Here is a 20,960-nt window from a genome sequence, read left to right as displayed (position 1 = left end):
TTAACACCTGAATATTTTGACTCCACCATAGTAAATATGCGATCAAAGATGAGTAAATACTCTACAACCAGAATAATAAGTGAATAATTATGAAGAAGACATTAATTTTGGCTGGCTGTATGTTTACAACACCAGCTTTCGCAGATGAACTACCAATCACTCCTGAAACCGTAAGCGTGCGCTACGCGTCAGAAGTACAAAACCAACAGACATACACTTATGTTCGCTGCTGGTATCGTCCAGCGCAGAACCATGACGACCCTTCCACTGAGTGGGAATGGGCTCGTGACGACAATGGCGATTACTTCACTATCGATGGGTATTGGTGGTCATCTGTCTCCTTCAAAAACATGTTCTATACCAATACCCCGCAAACAGAAATTGAAAACCGCTGTAAAGAAACACTAGGGGTTAATCATGATAGTGCCGATCTTCTTTACTACGCGTCAGACAATCGTTTCTCCTACAACCATAGTATTTGGACAAACGACAACGCAGTAAACAACAAAATCAATCGTATTGTCGCATTCGGTGATAGCCTGTCTGACACCGGTAATCTTTACAATGGATCCCAATGGGTATTCCCCAACCGTAATTCTTGGTTTCTCGGTCACTTTTCAAACGGTTTGGTATGGACTGAATACTTAGCACAAAACAAAAACGTACCACTGTACAACTGGGCGGTCGGTGGCGCCGCCGGCACCAACCAATACGTCGCATTGACAGGCATTTATGACCAAGTGACGTCTTATCTTACGTACATGAAGATGGCCAAGAACTACAACCCAAACAACAGTTTGATGACGCTGGAATTTGGCCTAAATGATTTCATGAATTACGGCCGAGAAGTGGCGGACGTGAAAGCTGACTTAAGTAGCGCATTGATTCGCTTGACCGAATCAGGCGCAAGCAACATTCTGCTCTTCACGTTACCGGACGCAACAAAGGCACCGCAGTTTAAATATTCGACTCAGGAGGAAATTGAGACCGTTAGAGCTAAGATTCTTGAGTTCAACACTTTTATTGAAGAACAAGCGTTACTATATCAAGCTAAAGGACTGAATGTGGCCCTCTACGATGCTCATAGCATCTTTGATCAGCTGACATCCAATCCTAAACAACACGGTTTTGAAAACTCAACAGATGCCTGTCTGAACATCAACCGCAGTTCCTCTGTCGACTACCTTTACAGTCATGAGCTTACTAACGACTGTGCGTATCATAGCTCTGACAAATATGTGTTTTGGGGAGTCACTCACCCGACCACAGCAACACATAAATACATTGCCGACCAAATCATTCAGACCAAGCTAGACCAGTTCAATTTCTAACTAAGCGAAATAAGGAGGCAGTTTACTTGCCTCCTTTTTTGTTTTCATACCGTGCTAAACTGTGACACGTTTTCCCCTGACAACGTTAATGCTAAACAAAGCGATAACAGCAAGCACAAAGGGCAATACGTAAACATTTAAGCTCTGCCACCCTAACGTTGCTTCAAGCCAACCCGATAACAACGCAGTGATAGTCACGCAGCTAAAGACAAAGAATTCATTAAAGGCTTGAGCTTTCGATTTGTTGTGTAAGGCGTAAGATTGGCTGAACAGTCCAGTCGCGGCAATAAACATAAAGTTCCAGCCTACACCAAGTAGAACCAGAGCAAACGAAAAATGCCAAATAGACTGGCCATGGATATTGATCGCAATGCAAAGCACAAATAGGATACCACCGGTGAGAATTATCTGCCTCGCACCAAACTTTTCAATCAATTTGCCAGTAAAAAATGCGGGTACAAACATCCCAAGCACGTGCCATTCGATAACCCCAGCCGCCTTCTCAAAGTCGAAGCCACAACCTATCATCGCAATTGGCGTTGCTGTCATAAGAATGTTCATCACTGCATAAGCCACCATGGCAGCAAACACCGCCAACATAAAGTTAGGTGCTTTGATAATATCAAGCAGTGGTTCAGCGTTATCCTCAGAAGCTCCTGTATGATGAGCCGGGAACTGGATCGTTTGTAGTAAACACAATGCCATAATATTAAGAACGATCAACGACATGAAAGCGCCGACGTAAAGCGAATCTCCTGTCATGTGTTGTGAGTACACGGCTAAATTAGGCCCAAGGATAGCCGCCAACACACCACCAGCCATGGATATAGAAATAGCACGATGTCTTGCGTTTTCTTCACACACTTCAATGGCCGCAAAACGGTACAGTGTACCAAACCCAATGCCAATACCGAGTAAGAAGGTCCCAACACAAAAAAGATAAAATTGCTCACTATACAAGGCATAAGTCGCAACGGTAGCACCAGCAATGCCGACCAAGTTACCAAGACTAAAACCTTTACGCCGGCCAAACTTGCCCATAATCAAAGAGGCAGGGATAGTAGCAATCATTAGCCCTAAGAATTGCAAAGCAACAGGTAAGGTGATCATGCTTTCACTGGGTGCAATTTGTTGTCCCACTAGCCCAATCACAGAGATAAGTAGGATATTGCCCGTCATCAGTAATGCCTGACACAACGACAAAATCCAAACATTCTTATTCACTTTAACGCCTCATTAACCGCTACATATGCGTGTATTTCAGTGGTATCAAACAATGGGATATCGGTATCTTGCTCTGATATCAGTAAGCCGATTTCGGTGCAGCCTAGTATCACGCCTTGCACACCCTCAGCGGAAAGATCCTCAATAATGGTTTTAAAATCTTGCTTTGAACGCGCGTTAACATCACCTAAGCAGAGCTCATCGTATATCACATCATGGACAAGCCTGCGCTGAACGCCATTTGGCACAATAACGTCTATTCCGAACTTATCGGTTAAACGCTGTTTGTAAAATGCCTGCTCCATTGTAAAGGCCGTACCAAGTAAACCTACGGTGCTGATCCCTTGTTCTACTAGCCGCTGACCAGTCGCATCGGCAATATGAAGCAACGGAATTGATACGGCTGCCTCAACCTGATTAGCCACTTTGTGCATCGTGTTAGTCGCAATGATTAGAAAGTCTGCGCCCGCCTTTTCCAGTGACTGCGCCGCTTCACTAAGAATAACTGCCGTTTTATCCCAATCCCCTTTGTGTTGCAGCGCTTCTATCTCGGCAAAGTCGACACTATTCAGAATGAGTTTGGCTGAATGCAGCCCCCCTTTTTCTCTCTTGACGCTCTGGTTGATGAGTTTGTAGTAACTTGTTGTTGATTCCCAACTCATCCCGCCAATAATACCGATTGTTTTCATCACGACTCCCTTCATATAGATATTGTTTAATTAATCAAATGCATAACGAAATTACAAACAAAAAATGATCTGAGTTGGTTAACCGATAGCCTGTAAGATCCTCACTCCATAAAAAAACCCTGAGCGGTTCACTCAGGGTTTTCGTCTTTTCAGTAGTGTCACGCTAGCTAGTGACTTCTTCTTTTACGGGAAGCACTTGCTTTACATAGTTACCCGGTGCAGGCCCTAGTACAGGGAACTGTTCATTACCTGTGCTGAATGGCTCCACTTGCTCTTCAGGGCTAAAGCCTAGCAACCACTGATGCCAATGTGTCCACCAAGAACCTTCTGTGTGAGTGGCATTACTCAACCATTCGTCTGCATTCTCATCCAAACTATCGTTGGTCCAGAAACCATACTTATTCTTCGATGGATGGTTAACAATACCAGCAATATGTCCTGACTCACCCAAAACAAATGTTTTGTTTCCACCCACATTCAGCGCACCACGATACGTCCCTTGCCATAAAGCAATGTGGTCTTCTTTCGTTGAAACAAAGTAACTTGGGATTTTAATTTTATTCAGATCAATCCAAACGCCGCCAATTTTGACACCTTTGTCCTGTACCAGTTTGTTGTTTAGATACAGTTCACGAAGCATAAAGTTATGACAACTGGAGCTAACATTGGTGCTGTCGCTGTTCCAATACAGAAGATCGAAGTCTACTGGGCTTTGACCCTTGAGATAGTTATCTACGTAGTAGTTCCAGTAAAGACTGTTCTCACGCAGTAAACTAAAAGTAACGCTTAATGAACGGCCGTCCATATAGCCTTTTACATTGTTTTGCGCTTCAATGGCACTGACAATGGTGTCATTAATATATGCACCAACTTCACCAGGTTGCGAGAAATCTAATAAGGTGGTGAAGAAGGTCGCGCTCTTAATACGCTTCTTCATACGCTTAGCTGCATAGTAAGCAATAGTACTAGCCAGAACCGTACCACCAATACAGTAACCCGCAGCATTGATTTGTTCCTGACCCGTGATGTCCTCTATTGCTGATACTGCTTTCGCCACACCTTCAGTCACATAGTCACCAAATTCTATCTGACTTTGCGCTTTGCCCGGGTTGCGCCAAGACATCATAAATACCGAGTGTCCTTGTTCAAGCAACCAGCGAACCATAGAATTCTTCTGACGCAAATCCAGAATATAGTATTTGTTAACGAATGGCGGCACGATCAATAACGGCGTCGCATGAACTTTTTCAGTCATTGGACGATATTGAATTAGCTCAAACAGTTCGTTGCGATACACCACTTCACCTGCCGTATTCGCAACATCGTCGCCCAAGCGAAAAGCGTTATTATTGGTCATGCGGATCTTAAGAATATCTGCACTCGATTCAACATCTTCCTTCAGTTGTTCTAAACCTGCCAGCAGATTTTCGCCATTTTGCTCTAGAGTCAGCTTCAACAACTCTGGGTTAGTTGCGATGAAGTTACTTGGAGACATAGCGTTAATTGCCTGACGAGAGAAGAAACTGATGCGCTCTTTTGCTTTCTCATCGAGGCCTTCAATACTATCGATTGTCTGTAGGTATGTTTTGCTGAAGAGTAAGTATGACTGCTTGATGAAGTTGTAAAACACATCATTTTGCCATTCTTCGTTCGAGAATCGCTTATCACCCTTTTCCGCTTCAACAATGGATTCACTGTTTTGCGCAAGAGCGACGTTTTGCCAAATTTGCAACTGCTGTTGCCACCATTCAGCTTGGATTTTCAACATTGCAGCTGGTTGGTTCGCAACACTTTCGAAGAGCTGAGTCGTATCTTCGAAATTCACTTCTTGCATTGCTTTATTCAGAGGGGAATTGACGGCTGCCCTGCTAAGTTCTAGATCTTCCCACCATTTTTGATTGGTTTCCTGGAGCTTCACAAGGTAGTCCGAAAAGAAGTGTTGATACATATTGCTACTCCTATGATCGGAAAAAATGCCGCCTTGCGGCGGCACAAACAAGTCAGTGTTATGCGGGCGTCACTGTCTTAAGATTTTCCGTTGTTAGCTGATCAACGTCATCTTTGAACTCTTTAGCAATAGACTGAAGCTTGTTGCTATCATCCATCATTTGTTGAGAAAGCTTAGTTAAAACTGAAAGCTGCTGGCTGTTGAATGCGGTTAGAGACGTCACGTCTTTGATTTCACTGGCTGCTTTCATTTGAGTCAGACCCATTTCGCTGTATGTGCGAATGGCGTTCAGTTGAAGTTCAGTCATGACTTCAACATTCTTAGTCACAAGTTTGTTGAACTTTAGGTATGGTTCTAGGCTCTTTTCAGTTTGGTCTGTGAAAGATTTGAAAAAATCAGTGTACATAGTCTTACTCCTGGGTTAATTCCATTTTAATTTGGCTAAAATTCAGGCTCGATTTGAATTTAAGCGATAGATTTGATAACGACTGCAGTTCCCATACCGCCACCAACACATAAGGAAGCGACACCATAAGTACCGTTACTTCTGTTAAGTTCGTGAACAAGGGAAACCAAAATACGGTTGCCTGATGCACCTAGAGGGTGACCAAGAGCAATTGCACCGCCATTGACGTTAGCTCTGTCTAATATTGAAGATACGGATACATCGTGTTCTTGCGCTAGCTTGTGGATGACACCGAGCGCTTGCGCAGCAAACGCTTCATTCAGTTCATAAACACTAACATCACCTGTTGTGATGTCGGCGTTGCTCAATGCTCTAGTCACAGCGTCTACCGGACCCAATCCCATGATTTCTGGGTTTAGACCAGATTGTGCGTAACTTGCAATCTCAGCAATAGGCTGCAAACCATGCTTTTTAACCGCAGTTTCGCTTGCGACTATGATGGCACTTGCACCATCGTTAATACCCGACGCATTACCAGCGGTGACAGTGCCTTCTTTTTCGAAAGCCGGACGAAGCTTTTCTAGACCACTCAAGGTTGCATTCGCTTTTGGGTATTCATCCGTATCAAACACAATCGTTTCTTTGCGTTTTTTCACGTCAACAGCAACAATTTCGTCAACAAACTTACCTGCCTCAATCGCCGCAACGGCTTTCATTTGACTCGCCAGTGCGTATTCATCCTGCTGCTCACGGCTGATGCCTACTTCACGAGCAACATTTTCGGCTGTTTTGCCCATATGATATTGATTAAAAACATCAGTCAAACCATCATTAATCAGCAGATCAGTCAGGTTCATGTTGCCCATTTTGTGGCCATCACGAATGTTGCTAGAAACAGTGAAAGGAATTTGCGACATCACCTCAACACCAGCTGCAACTACTACGGAAGCATCACCAGATCGGATATGGCTGACGGCGTCCATCACCGTTTTCATTCCACTGCCACACACCATGTTGAGAGTGTATGCAGGTACCGATTCAGGAATACCGGCATAAAGAGCTGCCTGACGGCCAATACCCATACCTTGTCCCGCGCCTACAACGTTACCAACGATAACCTCGTCAACCAGTTCAGGAGCAACATTGCCTTGCTCTAATGCCGCTTTGATCGCAATTGAGCCAAGGTTTCCTGCCGAGATATCTTTTAACGTTCCGCCAAATGCACCAATTGGCGTGCGCTTCGCTGCGACAATATAAACTTTTTCCATTTCTCTAATCCTTAGTGCATGTATAAGCCGCCGTTCACAGACAAGGTTTCGCCTGTGATGTACGCGCCGGCATCACTTGCTAAGAACGACACTGATTTAGCAATTTCTTCCGGCGTTGCGAGGCGTTTCATTGGGATTTGGGCTTTGATTGATTCAAGCACTTCTGGCTTCATCTGCTCAACCATAGGCGTACCTGTGTAACCTGGAGCAACAACATTAACCGTCACACCGCTTCTTGCACCTTCTGCGGCAAGCGCTTTAGAAAAACCAATCATGCCCGCTTTTGCCGCCGAGTAGTTTGCTTGGCCAAACTGACCTTTTAAGCCATTGACTGAAGAGATATTGATAATGCGCCCATTACCTTTTTCACACATCGCAGCAAACAGTGGCTGTGTGACGCTGAACACACTGTTGAGATTCGTGTCAATAACTTCTTTCCAAGCCGATGCTGTCATCTTTTTAAATACGCCGTCTCTAGTGATGCCCGCGTTGTTAACCACAACATCGATAGTCCCTTCCTCTTCTAACAAAAGAGCTAAGCGTTCAGCGCACTGTTCAGTATTGGTGACATCCAACTCGAACAAGCGAACTTGATCTTCATTGAATCCTTTGTCGTTAAACCAATCTAACGCACACGGATAGTTACCTGTAAAATAGGTGGCAATAACACGATAACCATCGTTAACCAATTGAGAAGAAATTGCAGAACCAATTCCGCCTTTAGATCCAGTGATCAAAGCGATTTTTTTCATTAAGAGACTCCATTCTTAATAGCAACAATAATAATTTACTTGCCATTAACCGGTGCCAGCAATAAGCACCAACCAACGTTATTAATAATATTTAAATAAGGAACCTTCCGCCCTTGCTCTGTTATTTAAAACTAATGTCTTAATATGACAGTTCAAATACTTTTTTAATTTAGTTGCATAATGTTGAACGAGATCTCATAAGGAATGTAATGTTATACAGTTGTTAAGGTGTTATAAGTTGTTGTTTTTTATTGGTATTTATTAAGAACCACTTTTATCAGCAATAGCTAAAACACTGTTTTAACTTGATTTTTCCTTATTTACACCTATTTCATCAGTCTTTATCACCTTTTATGATGTATTTATTTTCGTTGCCGATGGGTGCACATTGGTATGATAAAATAACCATTTTGTTATTAAACTTTGGTTTAACTATGTAATCCATTACTATCTACAATGTAGTTAATTAAACTCATAAGCCCATGTTTATTTTAATATATATTTAAATTGACGTTATTTATACTAAAGTAGAACGAAATCATCGAACACTGTGCTTATTTTATAAAATCTAGACGCAAAAAAACCCGGTAAAACTTACCGGGTTAGCCAATATCGAACCGTTTTCCTATCAGTGAATTGATACGGCAGAGGGTGGTTTGATTCGATAAAAAATGGCAAATAATACTGGGACGACGATCAGTGTTAACACCGTCGCAAATCCTAAGCCAGCCATGATTGTTATTGCCATCGAGCCAAAGAAAGCATCGAACACAAGTGGAATCATTCCTAATATCGTTGTCAATGCGGCCATACTTACTGGACGTACACGAGATATCGCGCTGTCAAATATCGCTTGATAAGGCTCTTTACCCAATTCCAACTCAATATTTATTTGGTCCAATAGAACGATACCATTCTTGAGAATCATGCCACTTAGGCTCAGCAAGCCAAGGAATGCCGTAAAACTAAAGGGCATGTCAGTCACCAATAATCCTATAGAGACGCCAATGATTGATAGCGGAACGGTCAACCAAATAACCAGTGGTTTGCGCAGTGAGTTAAATAAGAACATGGTGATAATAAACATCAGCATGTAACCCATAGGTAATGAACCAAACAATGCTTCTTGAGCATCCTTAGATGATTCATATTCGCCACCCCAGCTAATGCTGTACCCTTCAGGCAAGCTCATCGCCTGTACTTTAGGCTGAATACGAGCAAATAGACTGTCAGCCGTTTCATTCCCCAATACATCATGGTCAGCTAATACCGTCAAAGTACGCTTACGGTCGCGACGCTGGATAAGTGGTTCTTGCCATTGAAGGCGTACCCCATCCACCACCTGCTCCACTGGAATATACGTTTGTAATGAGGGGCTCCAAATCTTTACATTGGCCAATGATTCGAAGTCAACGCGTTCGCTTTCAGGTAAACGAGCGATAATCGGCAACATATGCGTTCCATCTCGCAACAGGCCAATTGGTGTTCCACCAAATGCCATTTGCAGGGTATTAGATACCTCTTCTTTTGAAATACCCAAACGACGAGCTTTAGATTCATTAAACTCAGGTACGAGTTCCTTCGTTCGTTCACGCCAGTCGTGACGAACATTTCGAGCACCAGGATCGGCTAATAAAATGTCTTCAACCTTAGTCGCAATCGAGCGTAGAGTCTTAGGATCAGGGCCTGTAATTCGTGCTTCAATCTTAGAGGCTGGCGACGGACCAAACTCCATCAACTTAAACTGGAACGTAGGTTGATTGAACTCAACGGAGAGTTCTTTATCAAGTTCCTTAAGCAGCGAGAACATCGCTTCTCGATCTGTTGTCCTGACCTGCAATTGAGTATAAGCTTGGTAACTTTTTTCTGGCTGATAAGTCAGTGCGAATCTTTGCAAGCCTTGACCTGTTGTAGTGGTTACAAATTCAACATTATCTTTAGCACGAATGTACTGTTCGACCTTCTTCGTTTCTTCGACTGTTTTACGAATGTCCGTGCCTTCTGGCATCCACATATCTATGTAAAACATGGGGGTATTTGAAGGTGGGAAGAATGACTGCTTAACCATGCCAAAGCCAATCACGGCAACCACTAGTAGTCCAACCATGCTAGCGACCGTTAACCAACGGAACCGAAGTGCCAACTTCAAGCATACGCCAAACACGGTAAACAAGATTCCTTTGTACGGATCTACATCTTCACCGTCAGCATTCGTTTCATTTTCCTTAAGCAATAAATTGGCGAGAAAAGGGGTCAGTGTAAGAGCTGTGATCCAGCTTAGGAATAGTGAGAAACACAACACCCAGAACAAAGACCCCATAAACTCACCGGTCGCATCTTGCGAAAGACCTATGGGTGCAAATGCGGTGATAGCGATGACTGTGGCACCAAGCAACGGCCATTGGGTCTGCTTAACAATATCAATAGAGGCTTGAAGCTTAGTCTTGCCTTTCTTAAGCCCGACCAAAATACCTTCAACAACAACAATGGCATTATCCACCAGCATACCCAAGGCTATGATCAAAGCCCCCAGAGAAATACGGTGTAGTTCCACATCGTACTGTTTCATTAAAATGAATGTACCCAATACGGTCAGTAGCAACACTGCACCAATGATCAAACCACTACGTAGACCCATTGCGAACAGAAGAACGATAATTACAATCATAACGGCCTGCCCTAGGCTGACAATAAAATCACTAACAGAATTATCAACTTCAGTGGACTGATTGTAGAAATAATGGATGTCTATTCCTGCTGGCTTAATGTTCTCCAATTCTACCAGCTTGGTCTGTATCGCATTCCCCACCTCGACAACATTGACACCAGATCCAAAAGAGATCGCAAGATTGATTGCTGGTTTGCCGTTGTATGTTATTACATTAGAGGGTTTTTCTTGTATTCCACGCGACACCCTTGCCACGTCTTTCAATCGAATTAGGTTACCTGTATCACGGCCGTGAATAATCAGGTCTTCCAGCTCACGTTCCGAGTTCATGGTGCCGTTTGGTCGAATCGTCAACGACTGACCATTTACCATCACTTCACCTGCAGCTTGTACGCTGTTTTGCTGACTAAGCAAACCGACTACAGTGTTCATATCCAAATTTAGTGCAGCGAGTCTCTCGAGAGAAACTTCCACAAATAATTGTTCCTGTTGATCACCCGAGATAGTGACCTTGCCAACCCCGTCAACGAGTTCCAGCTCACGACTTAGATAGTCTGCATAACGTTTTAGCTCGATATAGTCGTAACCATCACCAGTCAGCATTAACATAACGCCATATACGTCACCAAAATCGTCAATGATCTGGACAGAATTCACGCCATTTGGCAACGATGGTTGAAGATCATTAATTTTGCGTCGCATTTCATCCCAAATTTGTGGCAACTCATCTGGGCCGTATTCCATCTCCATACTAACCATAATCTGTGACATGCCATTGGAAGATGTGGAGGTGATCTTATCGATATAGGGCAGCTTGCGAATTTCTTTCTCAAGTGGGTAGGTTAATTCTTCTTCCACTTCTTGTGAGGTTGCCCCCGGGTATGTCGAGATGATCATCGCATCTTTGATCGTGAATGCTGGATCTTCTAAGCGACCAAGATCCATAAATGACGTGTAGCCCCCCACAGCCAAAATGACCAGAAATAGCCAACTGATGACTGTGTTTTTTATTGAATACTCCGCAATGCTCACTGCTGCGCTCCTTTAATTTCCATACCTTCACGCAGCTTGCGTAAGTGAGAGTTGATAATCACGTCACCAGCATTAATGCCTCCGGTGACCAGCGCACCAGAGCCGTTAATCTCGCTCACCGCAATCGGATAGCGATGGGCAATATTATTTTCCAACTTCCAAGTAAAAAAGTCCTGTGGATTAACACCTGTGTCGACCGCCGTGATTGGCAGTTGATATCCTTGAATGGTATTGAGCCCAGCTTTAACCAAGTCAACCGAGACTTGTGCGCTCGTTCCCGGCAAAACGCGTTGCTCGATTTGAGGCATAGACAACCAAAACTCATACGTTTTGCTATCAGGATGCAGTTCACTCGTGTGCTCAAGATAAGATATGGTGTAAGTGCCATCATGGCCCGCAAACGTCACCGTCGGCTGGTAGCTGTCTGAGCTCAATTCAGGTTTGAGCATTGCGAGCACGGTATCAGATACATTGAGCTTGACGTAAACTTTGTCTTCTTGATAGACGGCGACAACCGTCTCGCCAGGGCTAGTGTTCTCAAAGTTTTGCTTATCGACGCTTGAAACGACACCATCAAATGGCGCTTTTAGACGCGTGTAAACAACTCGAAGTTTAGCGGTGTTTAAATTCGCCTCCGCCAGTTTGAAATTGGCACCTAACTCATCAAGTTCGGCACTTGAGATCATCTTACTAAATCTTAAATCCTGACCACGCTTAAACTGTTTCAGTGCCAGCTCGTATTTTGCTTGTGCATCGGTAAGGTTTTGCTTTGCTTTAGCATCATCTAGAATGGCAACGACCTGTCCTTTTGCTACAGTGTCACCTTCCTGAACCAATATAGAAGAGATCTCTCCATCAAGTCGGAAAGATAGCGGGGTCAGCTCAGCAGGCATCACCTGCCCGTTAAAGCTTCGGTGCAGACTGGTGAGAGGCGAGCCAACTTCAAAAGTATCAACACGAAGCGGATTTTTGTCTCTGTGCTCTACAGAAGGTTTACAAGCCGCAAGAGCTAAAACAGAGGTTGCGATGAGGGAAACTTTGTACCATTTCATATCAGATCCCTCCCTCTTTAATCCAAGCTTTAACCTTCTGGCCAGAAACCAATTTGTCCACGCCTGCTTCCACAACGAGGTCACCTTTTTCCAGTCCAGAAACCACGTCACCGTTTTCATCTAGTACTACTTGAATTTGCTTGATGGTCTGATATTCAGAATCAAATCGATACAAATGCCCAGTATTGTCGAGCTTTGAAATCCAAGCAGAAGGTGCAATTTTTATCCTTGCTTTCTTTTCAGCGTTGACCAATCGGACTTGGCCCGTCATACCGGGTAATAAATTTAATTCTTGTGGTCGTTGAATCGTGACACGTGCACGGTAACTGTTGGTGTCAGCGTCAGGTTGCGTCGAAATTTCTTTAAACTGCGAAGGGATGTTAACGTCGCGATGACTGTCCATAGAAACGCTCAGAGTAGAGGCACTGAACGTATCTAATCCATATTGTTCGATGTAGGTAACTGGGACAGTGAAAACCACATCCATTACACTGTTATCAATCAGATTTAGGATCGGTTGATTTGTGCCAACCACTTGATGCGCTTTTGCAAAGGTAATAGAGACAACACCGTCAAAAGGGGCAGTAATACGGGTATAGTTTAAGTCTGTCACGGCTTGCTCATAGGCCGCTTTTGCCGCTTTAAACTGAGTTTCCATCTGGTCAAAATCATCCGTACTGATGAGTTTTTTTGCGTACAGTTGGTCAGCACGATCAAACGCCGTCGATGCTAAACGATACTCTGCCTGACGAGCATCCAACGCGAGCTGATAATCGTTGGGGTCAAGAATAGCAAGCACATCCCCTTTTTCGACCACACTTCCCATTTTGACCTTAAGACTCTCGATTTCACCAGCCACCTGAAAAGAGAGAGTCGCTCGGTCAGTCGCATCGATTTTAGCAATAAAGGAATCGATCTGGCTTTGGGTCACATCTGGTACTTCCATCAGCTTTACAGGTGTCACAACGGATGTTGTCACTTCTGACACGGCTTTATTGCAGCCAGCAATCATCATTCCCATCGCACCAGCAATAAACAACTTTGCTGCTGGTTGAATTCTGAATACAGATTTGATCATGTCGTGATCTCATTTTATTTTTACTACACAAGCGTGCAGTATATAAATAAAACATATGAAATCAATGTTTATTTTCCACATGTACAGTATAATTTTTTAGTAAGCTTGTTTTATAAGTGATGTATGAGATGAAATGCGCTGCGATTTCTGATAGAAATACCGCGTCACAAGCAATTGAATGAGAAAATGACTGAAAGAAAGCAAGGCCGCCGAAGCGCCCAAGATGCAGAAAAGACAAAATGTGCAATCATGAAAGTGGCAACAGCACTCTTTTGTGAGCTCGGCTATGAACGTGTGTCACTGCGAAACATCAGCGAAAAAGCAGGGGTTTCGCATAGTTTGATCAGGCACCACTTCGGTAGTAAAGAAAAAATCTGGTATGAAATCAGTGATAGTCTCCATCGCTATATGGAAACCTATATGCGCACTATCGTCGAACACATGCCACAAGACATTACCGCTAACGTTAAGCTATATTTATTTTCTGTCCGCCTACTCGCGCATCTGTTGACCTTTAAGCAACCTATCCAACTAATCGCCGACGCGGTACGTCAAGAAGACACGCTGTTCGACTATTTCATCGATAACTCAGGTGAATTAGAAGATATGGTCAACCGTATCGCTGATGACTATAACCAAGCCTTTCCTCAAACTCCGGTTAAGATCTGGGAAATCAAATGGCAAATGATAATGTTCGCCCATGGTGCCGCAAGCCTAGGGCCATTTATGCTTGAAACCTGGGTTGACGAAACGCAAGATTATCAGCAGTGTTTGCTCAATCACTGGGGTATGTTTAACCAAATGATGGCGTGCCGTTTTCACATCCCACAGGAATACATACTTTCCCCAACCAAAGTCGCAGACTTGGTCTTTGACGTACCTTGCGAAGTGTCTGAAACGCCTGCTTAATGACGTTATACATTGACAATACCAATTAGAGACAACCAAACCCTTTATATGTATCAATGACTTAAACAATTGGATGGTTTGTGTTCAAAGATAATAAGCCCAAGTGCAGTAACACTTGGGCTTAGCAAAAGACTCATTGCTTATATTAACAAGGCGATTACTGGAAATTAGAGATTAGGTTTTGAAAATTGGTATCAATGATCAAATACGTGGCCGCATACATAATAGAAAATAGGATAGCTGAGACGCCCAGAGTCACTCTTGGAGGGATCACTCGCTTCAAAGGTTGCTTAAGGTATTTCGCTTTGAGGTTGACGAGAGAAACTTTTTCATTTTCTGCCAATCTTTCATCTTTAATCAGACGATAAATCGTATTGGCGATGTCAGCAAGCTTCTCTTGCCCACGCTCCTCTCGACCATACTTGCCCTGAAAACCTAACTGAATAAGAAGGTAAAGTAACTCTATAACATAACGATAACGACGTGGATCCGCTTTCAAACGTTCGAGAATGGTAAAGAACTTATCACCACCAGATGTTTCGTTGTGGAATTCGGCCAACAAGCTATTTTGGCTCCAATTACTGTTTGTTCCCCACTCTTGACGACATACCGCCTCGTCAATTGCGGCACAAAGACAATAACGGATCACCAATATAGAGGCACGATCCACTTCCATTTCGTTTAGCTTGCGCTCACCTTTGCGTATTTCGCGCGCGATTTGCTCACGAAAAGGCATCGGATCTTCTAGCCACGGGATAGAAGACATACACGAAAGACTAGCAATAAGCCAAGAAAATTGGTCTACCAACGGGTTGACACCCATCTTCTCAATATTCGGGTCTTTAACCGCGATATTTCTCGATAAGTCAGGCGCGGGCATCACCTCCATAGGCTTACCCGGCTCTGGCTGGAACAATACAACGGTTACATCGTTATCTATGTAACTCATGCTCTAACTGCCCATAACTGTAGGGATAAATTCGCGAATTCACCTGACACATGCACAGCAATTGCTGATGCACTTTCTAAACCAGCCCATTCTTCACTCGCTCTGTCGAGTTCAAAGTATGTGTAACCAGCATGATAAGGAAGTGCACGTGGAACAACTGGCATTGGTTTAATACCGATCCCCGGAAGCTGTAAGTTAATAAGGTCGCGGATATTATCGATAGAACCAATCTTAGTCTGAGTAACAAACTGAGTATGAAGGACATCAAGCGTGACATCCGCTTTAACCGCAAGAATAAAGGTCGCACTCTCGACCACCTTCTTATCTGGAATAACAGCAGTACGAATACCGAAGTTCTGTTCCTTAAGTGTCAGCGGTATAGCACGTTGTTCAGACATAACGCTTAACGTACGCTTCGCATTCTCCAGTGTATGAGACAGACAACTGGTCAAATCGCCATGATTGTACTCGATAAACTGAGGCGGTCTGCGCGATGTTGAACACAGAGTCGAAAGCTCACCTTCAGCCTGCAGCAAAATGCGATACAGAGATTCAGGGTGAACCCCTTCGACACTCGAAAAATGCCAGAATAGCGGTTCATAGCGATTCAACGCTTGGAGTAACATAAAATCAGATACCGTCGAAACACCTTGCTGATCGACAGTCCCCAGACGCTCTACAATTGACTCCGCGCGATGTTTTAGCATGGAAGCAAATTCCTTGGTGAACTTGCTCAAAACTTGAGAAGCGTTGATATCAATACAAGTAGGAATATAGCGTTCATCGAGCACCACGGTGCCATCCGGTTTAACTTCTGCGATTTTTAGAATTGGAATCGCAGTGTACGCGCTCCGATCTTCATCTTCGGTCATCAAACGGAATTTAAGCTGCCCAACAGCAATATTCGCGGTATCTTCACTTGCGTAAACGGCATCGACAGCATCTTGGTGATGAACAAGATAGCGTGCGCCGTCTTTGTCAGAGCCGAACAGCTCTTCCCTTTCGGAAGGAAGTGGGCAACAAAGATAAATCACTTTATCTGTAATCGAAGGGTCGACTTCTTTGACATCTGGCACCTCGGCCAACAAAGGCAGATCGAAAGGCGTTTTATCTTGAAGAACACCAATAGCCCGTGTGACTGCGATCTTTCCTTGAGTCAATAATTCAGTGTTAATCTCAATTTGATTCACACCCCAGTGCAATGGCGAACTACTGGCGAACAGCATTGTGCTCAGTTTTGTCTGAGCACGGTCAAATTGCTGAAAATGCTGTGGTTTCATGAACATGCCATCTTGCCACACTACAGGATTATATAATGACATCTCGTTGTCCCTTAAAAGTAAGTTTGTTCGATTCCACGGGTAGAGTTGAACGACAACTCGCTTCCCTCTAGCTTCAGTTTTAAGAAGTACTCCGACTTCTCCTCAATTATTTCGACTTTTCTCCATGACGAACCGTTAATGTCGCGAAAAGCCGCTGAAAAGCCCAAGGCTCTGGTTCCAGGATCAAGAATGAGCATCTCATGGATTTTTTCGCCTGGTTTCAACTGATATTCATACCGTTTAATGTATTCATCACCCAATGAGGATTTGTCATTTTCAAACAAGGCAAAAAAGTCTAGATTTCGGAACAAAACCGGAGAAGTCAATTCATGAATTCGAAGTATGACCGGAGAAGGCTGCCCTCCCTCACGTATATTCAACTGGGGAGAAGCTTCAATAACAAGCTCAATAGATGACGTTTCGGGCGTAATGCCGCTCGACTCCTTGAACTGGTCCCACATCGAGCAACCTGTTAAGGAGAAGAATAAGAAAAGGACGATAAGTTTACGCATATTTTTCTTTTAGCAGTCGATTATAGTTTTCTTGAACGAGTTTCTTGGTGCCTACACCGTGCACACCTTTCAAACTCTCCAAATAATGCAGTTTGTAAGCATCCCACAACTTTTGTTTAGCCAAAAAGCCTTTATTTTCGCTTTTCTGCTCAAAGTTTATTGGATCATATTGGCTAATACTCTGCTGCACATAGTTATTCAGTGCCTGCTCATACAACGACTTATGCTCACTAATCTCATCAAGCATTTGTTCTACCAACTCATTCGGCGATAGCATACTTTGCTTGTTAAGGTCGAGCATCAAACCAATCAAATCTGTTTCAGCGGGCGTAGGAGACTGTTTTAATTCCTCTATCTCGACAAGTTCATGTTGTAATCTTGTCATACACAAACGAAGGCAGACTCCCATCTGTTCGAACAAGTGAGGATCTGCTTCTAACAGTGCATCATCAGTCACACCCAGCCCCCTCTTAAATGACGACAATAAGTCGCTTTCAGAACGTTCAGGAGTCGCGACACTAAACGGCTTTTCAGAAACGTCTGGAGATTGAGCATCCGTCGTTGGAGCGACTTCTTCCCACTGCTCACTCTGTACCTTTATTTCACTTGGCACCGAAGTCATGGTCTGCTTCGGAGTCGATACTGAGGCAACTGTTGTTTTAGGTTGCGCTTGACCAGCCAAAGATGAGGGTGTCTTCTCTACTCGCTTAGGTTCTGCATCCGCGCTGCCCAGCCAGTCTTCAGGAATCATGCTTGGCGCATCAAACTCCGAATAAACACTCAGGCTATCATCGGCTATTTGACGATTGGATTCATTGGTCACCGCAAACTGATTAATTTCATCGTTTTCCGAGCGGATCAAATGGTCTTCACTTTTATCCAATGATAAATCTAAATGTGTCATTGGATCAGAAGCGTCGGACTCATCAGACTTAGTCTCAAGAAAAATTTCTTCTAATGGACCTTGCTGTTCAAGTTCAGCAGGCACTTCATCCAAGTTTGCCAAAGGATCGGTAGTATCTCGGTCAGGCGTGATATCAAATGCAATATCAGCTGTGTTTGTAGTACGCTCCACACTCACTGACAATTCATATTGCCCCAGAACAATGCTATCCCCTTCGTGAATTGGAATAGGTTGATTTTTCAGCAACTTATTCCCATTAACAATGAGTCCATTGGTACTCACATCACTGATGTAGTAAGCGTCACCATAGATACTAACCAAGCAATGTGTACTTGATATATAACGATTGTGGTCTATCAAAGGGACGGAACATCCTGGATTTCGGCCAATAGAGCCGCCGCTTTCCGGCAACTCTACAAACTTTGCTCCTGTGTACTCTTCAGGATGCTTTGATATGACTATAACCAAGCGCTCTAACAAAGCTCTTATCCTCTAAAATAGCAGTGATACTGAGAACTCGACACCACCTAGACCATCGTTATAAACAGGCAGGATGTACGAGGCCTGTGGGATAATCTGAAGGTGCGCATCTGGGTTACTACCTAGTTTGATAACCGTACCAATGGTCGCTACCGCCCCTACTTCAAATTGATCAATATCGTCGAGTTGAGAGCCATACTTGTAGCCCTCGCTATCCACTACCCAACGATTAGAATACTGGCTATAACCCGCTGATAGACCGGCACCAATATATGGCGTAAATACTGACCAAGTGCCCAAAGCGTATTGAGGGACAACACGTAACTCGTAGTTTGTGGTTTCTTGATAAATACCGTTAGCTGGCGCATCAATTGATTCGTTGAGGTAGTTAAAGCCCAGCCACCATCTCCAGCGGTTATTGTCTTCATCGATTGGTCGAGTATGGACAAACCCGTATCTCATCGCGTTCGCCGTGCCGCTATCTCCTTGTTTGTAATCCATGCTGTCAATACTCAGCATGTTGATGGAACCACCGTAGCGCTCCCCTTTCGCGTTAGCCGCGACTGACACTGTACATGCCAAAGCTAATAAGCCCAATTGACTTAACTTGTTCATCCTTTTATTCCTCAAAAGGTCTACAGCCAAAAGATAAATTTAAGATTCAACAAAATAACAGGCTAAGTAACAAATTCAATAGCGAAAAAAAATGCCAGTGCAATTAAGAGCATTCGACTAGTATTAACTTCTTTTCTCCTATCAAAACGGACATTTTAACGGTTGCTCAAAGTTCAACCAAAGGGCCAAATAAACCTAAAGAGATCGGGGGCACTAGATATAGATAAAATTGTAATCAAAAAATTTATAAAATGACGCTTAGTTAATCATACTGTAAATTTATCATTCTCCTTAAATTATAGTTTTATCAATTAAACTTTAGTAGTAACGGATAGTCGTCACATTTAATAAACTTTAACTAGTTTTAATCAATATCTTATCTACAAATTACTTTTCTCCCACGTAAAATCCACCCCTTGATAATTAATCATTATTAAATAAGAAACGATCAGAAGTGCGGATACATTTTTATAACTAATGTCATTTGGGTAGGATTTAATGTACTTTTCAGACTTTGCTCGGCGGCCAGTGGACGAGCTCACTCCTTGTGGAGTAAACCCAAACAATCTCGAAGAGTTTGAGGAAATAAAGCGTCAGATTAATAATATTAACAAAGTTACTGGTCGCGTCTCATGGAAAAAGGTCCAGCAGCTTTCCAAAGATATTCTCAAGAACAAAAGCAAAGATTTACGCTGCGGTTGTTACTATGCCGTCGCCTCTGCGCACAATGACGGCTTAAACGGATTTATTGATGGCTTAAATTCCATCCTAGATCTGTGCGTTATCTATTGGTCATCGTCATACCCTGAAGTGTCTAAAACCAGTGCAAGAATGGGCGCCTTTGAATGGCTAGTGGAACACGCAGAGAGACGAGCTAAACAATTCAAAGTCGGTATTGAAGACCGCGCTATGCTCGAAGCTGGGCATAGAGTCTGCCTAAGATTAGAAGAAGAGCTGAGATTGCATTACGGTCACAAAGCACCGTCGTTAGGTACAATTCGCAGACTCTTTAGCCAATACATCGAAGAAATTAAAGAACTCGAAGATAAGAAAGAAACGGCACGGCAACAAGCGAAAGAGCAAAATGCAGCCAAGGTACCGGCACCCGGTGGTATTACTGTTAACGTAAAACCGCCAATCGCAGAAAAGCCTGTCCAGGCTCAAACAGAAGTAGAAAAAAGTCGCTCTGCCGTATGGACAGTAGCCATTGTTGTCGGGCTGTTTCTATTTTCTTTAAGTGCTTACTATCTGCACAAAGACCAAAAGCTAAACAGCTACAAACAACGGATCGCATCAAACAATATTCAAGTCATCCTTCAAGTCACTGAGAGCTTAAGTCTAGAGAACAAAGATACTCTAAATAACCTTAAGGATCCCTTAATTAGCACAATTGATGCAATGGTTTATGACCTAGATAAGTCACCTGAAAAAATTGGCCAGATATCAAGCTTAATTAGCATTACTAACAATCTATCTGAGCTTTATGCTGATTCATCATCGGTTCAGGTTTTATCAGCAGAGCTTCAGCGAGTGAAAAACCAGTTAGAAAAAGACTTTCTCGACATCAGCACTCGATTTTCACGTGCGAGGACCGCGATTGCTAATCTCAAGCTAAATTCTGATGACAAGAATACTAAGCTCGCCTATCAATACAGTAATTCTCTATTCCCATTGTTGGGGCGAATAGAATATGCAGAAAAGTCAAACAACACCGATGAACTAGACCGTTCATTAGTTTTAATCAACGTTTACTTGCATAAGATCGCTCAATTAAAAGCGTCGCATGAGAGTCAAGCATTAAACCAAGTAGTGGCAGAATAA

17 protein-coding genes are annotated in these 20,960 nt (G+C 43.3%); 3 read left to right on the top strand and 14 right to left on the bottom strand.

Annotated features, from left to right (window positions below; translation table 11 throughout):
- Positions 1–89 precede the first annotated feature (89 nt).
- Positions 90–1,331: an SGNH/GDSL hydrolase family protein gene (locus tag TW84_RS17305; protein ID WP_045976877.1), complete on the top strand. Its 1,242-nt coding sequence runs from the start codon at positions 90–92 to the stop codon at positions 1,329–1,331.
- 54 nt (positions 1,332–1,385) lie between these two features.
- On the opposite strand, the gene TW84_RS17300 is transcribed toward TW84_RS17305, so the two are convergent.
- The 9 genes from TW84_RS17300 to TW84_RS17260 all read right to left on the bottom strand — a co-directional run bounded on the left by TW84_RS17300 (position 1,386) and on the right by TW84_RS17260 (position 13,448).
- Positions 1,386–2,555 carry an MFS transporter gene (locus TW84_RS17300; RefSeq protein ID WP_045976876.1) on the bottom strand — a complete coding sequence of 390 codons (1,170 nt, stop codon included), beginning with the start codon at positions 2,553–2,555 and terminating at the stop codon, positions 1,386–1,388.
- On the bottom strand, positions 2,552–3,244 hold the full coding sequence (locus tag TW84_RS17295; RefSeq protein ID WP_045976875.1) for an aspartate/glutamate racemase family protein: 693 nt from the start codon (positions 3,242–3,244) through the stop codon (positions 2,552–2,554). Before TW84_RS17295 ends, TW84_RS17300 begins: the two co-directional genes overlap by 4 nt.
- 163 nt (positions 3,245–3,407) lie before the next feature.
- Positions 3,408–5,192: a class I poly(R)-hydroxyalkanoic acid synthase gene (gene phaC, locus TW84_RS17290; protein ID WP_045976874.1), complete on the bottom strand. Its 1,785-nt coding sequence runs from the start codon at positions 5,190–5,192 to the stop codon at positions 3,408–3,410.
- 58 nt (positions 5,193–5,250) lie between these two features.
- A complete protein-coding gene (locus TW84_RS17285) occupies positions 5,251–5,598 on the bottom strand; it encodes a phasin family protein (protein ID WP_045976873.1) in 348 nt (115 codons plus the stop codon).
- Positions 5,599–5,657: 59 nt separating this feature from the next.
- Positions 5,658–6,866, bottom strand: coding sequence for an acetyl-CoA C-acetyltransferase (locus TW84_RS17280; protein WP_045976872.1), 1,209 nt, complete (start codon positions 6,864–6,866; stop codon positions 5,658–5,660).
- Positions 6,867–6,877: 11 nt separating this feature from the next.
- Positions 6,878–7,618: an SDR family oxidoreductase gene (locus TW84_RS17275; RefSeq protein ID WP_045976871.1), complete on the bottom strand. Its 741-nt coding sequence runs from the start codon at positions 7,616–7,618 to the stop codon at positions 6,878–6,880.
- Between the two features lie 628 nt (positions 7,619–8,246).
- A complete protein-coding gene (locus tag TW84_RS17270) occupies positions 8,247–11,318 on the bottom strand; it encodes an efflux RND transporter permease subunit (protein WP_045976870.1) in 3,072 nt (1,023 codons plus the stop codon).
- A complete protein-coding gene (locus TW84_RS17265) occupies positions 11,315–12,370 on the bottom strand; it encodes an efflux RND transporter periplasmic adaptor subunit (RefSeq protein ID WP_045976869.1) in 1,056 nt (351 codons plus the stop codon). Before TW84_RS17265 ends, TW84_RS17270 begins: the two co-directional genes overlap by 4 nt.
- 1 nt (position 12,371) lies before the next feature.
- Positions 12,372–13,448 (bottom strand): efflux RND transporter periplasmic adaptor subunit, encoded by a 1,077-nt coding sequence (locus TW84_RS17260; RefSeq protein WP_045976868.1) that lies wholly within the window; start codon positions 13,446–13,448, stop codon positions 12,372–12,374.
- 186 nt (positions 13,449–13,634) lie between these two features.
- Here TW84_RS17260 and TW84_RS17255 point away from each other — a divergent pair, with 186 nt between their 5' ends.
- The gene (locus TW84_RS17255; RefSeq protein WP_045976867.1) at positions 13,635–14,357 is read left to right on the top strand and encodes a TetR/AcrR family transcriptional regulator; all 723 of its coding nucleotides are present in this window, start codon (positions 13,635–13,637) and stop codon (positions 14,355–14,357) included.
- A gap of 157 nt (positions 14,358–14,514) precedes the next feature.
- Here the strand turns inward: TW84_RS17255 and icmH are convergent, their stop codons facing one another.
- From icmH to TW84_RS17230, 5 genes are read right to left on the bottom strand one after another with little or no spacing between them, the layout of a single operon-like run.
- Positions 14,515–15,306, bottom strand: a complete 792-nt coding sequence (gene icmH / locus TW84_RS17250; protein WP_045976866.1) for a type IVB secretion system protein IcmH/DotU — start codon at positions 15,304–15,306, stop codon at positions 14,515–14,517.
- The gene (tssK, locus tag TW84_RS17245) at positions 15,303–16,628 is read right to left on the bottom strand and encodes a type VI secretion system baseplate subunit TssK (RefSeq protein ID WP_045976865.1); all 1,326 of its coding nucleotides are present in this window, start codon (positions 16,626–16,628) and stop codon (positions 15,303–15,305) included. The genes icmH and tssK overlap by 4 nt, the downstream gene beginning before the upstream one ends.
- A gap of 11 nt (positions 16,629–16,639) precedes the next feature.
- Entirely contained in the window at positions 16,640–17,140 is a 501-nt protein-coding gene (gene tssJ, locus TW84_RS17240) for a type VI secretion system lipoprotein TssJ (RefSeq protein WP_084720252.1), read from the bottom strand.
- Complete coding sequence (gene tagH / locus TW84_RS17235; protein WP_045976864.1) at positions 17,133–18,524, bottom strand: type VI secretion system-associated FHA domain protein TagH; 1,392 nt, start codon at positions 18,522–18,524, stop codon at positions 17,133–17,135. Before tagH ends, tssJ begins: the two co-directional genes overlap by 8 nt.
- 12 nt (positions 18,525–18,536) lie before the next feature.
- The gene (locus TW84_RS17230; RefSeq protein WP_045976863.1) at positions 18,537–19,139 is read right to left on the bottom strand and encodes an outer membrane beta-barrel protein; all 603 of its coding nucleotides are present in this window, start codon (positions 19,137–19,139) and stop codon (positions 18,537–18,539) included.
- A gap of 498 nt (positions 19,140–19,637) precedes the next feature.
- On the opposite strand from TW84_RS17230, the gene TW84_RS17225 reads away from it, so the two are divergent.
- The gene (locus TW84_RS17225; protein ID WP_045976862.1) at positions 19,638–20,960 is read left to right on the top strand and encodes a type VI secretion system ImpA family N-terminal domain-containing protein; all 1,323 of its coding nucleotides are present in this window, start codon (positions 19,638–19,640) and stop codon (positions 20,958–20,960) included.

This window comes from Vibrio neptunius (assembly GCF_000967495.1).
Classification (GTDB): domain Bacteria; phylum Pseudomonadota; class Gammaproteobacteria; order Enterobacterales; family Vibrionaceae; genus Vibrio; species Vibrio neptunius.
This window is presented reverse-complemented; position numbering and strand designations above follow the sequence as displayed.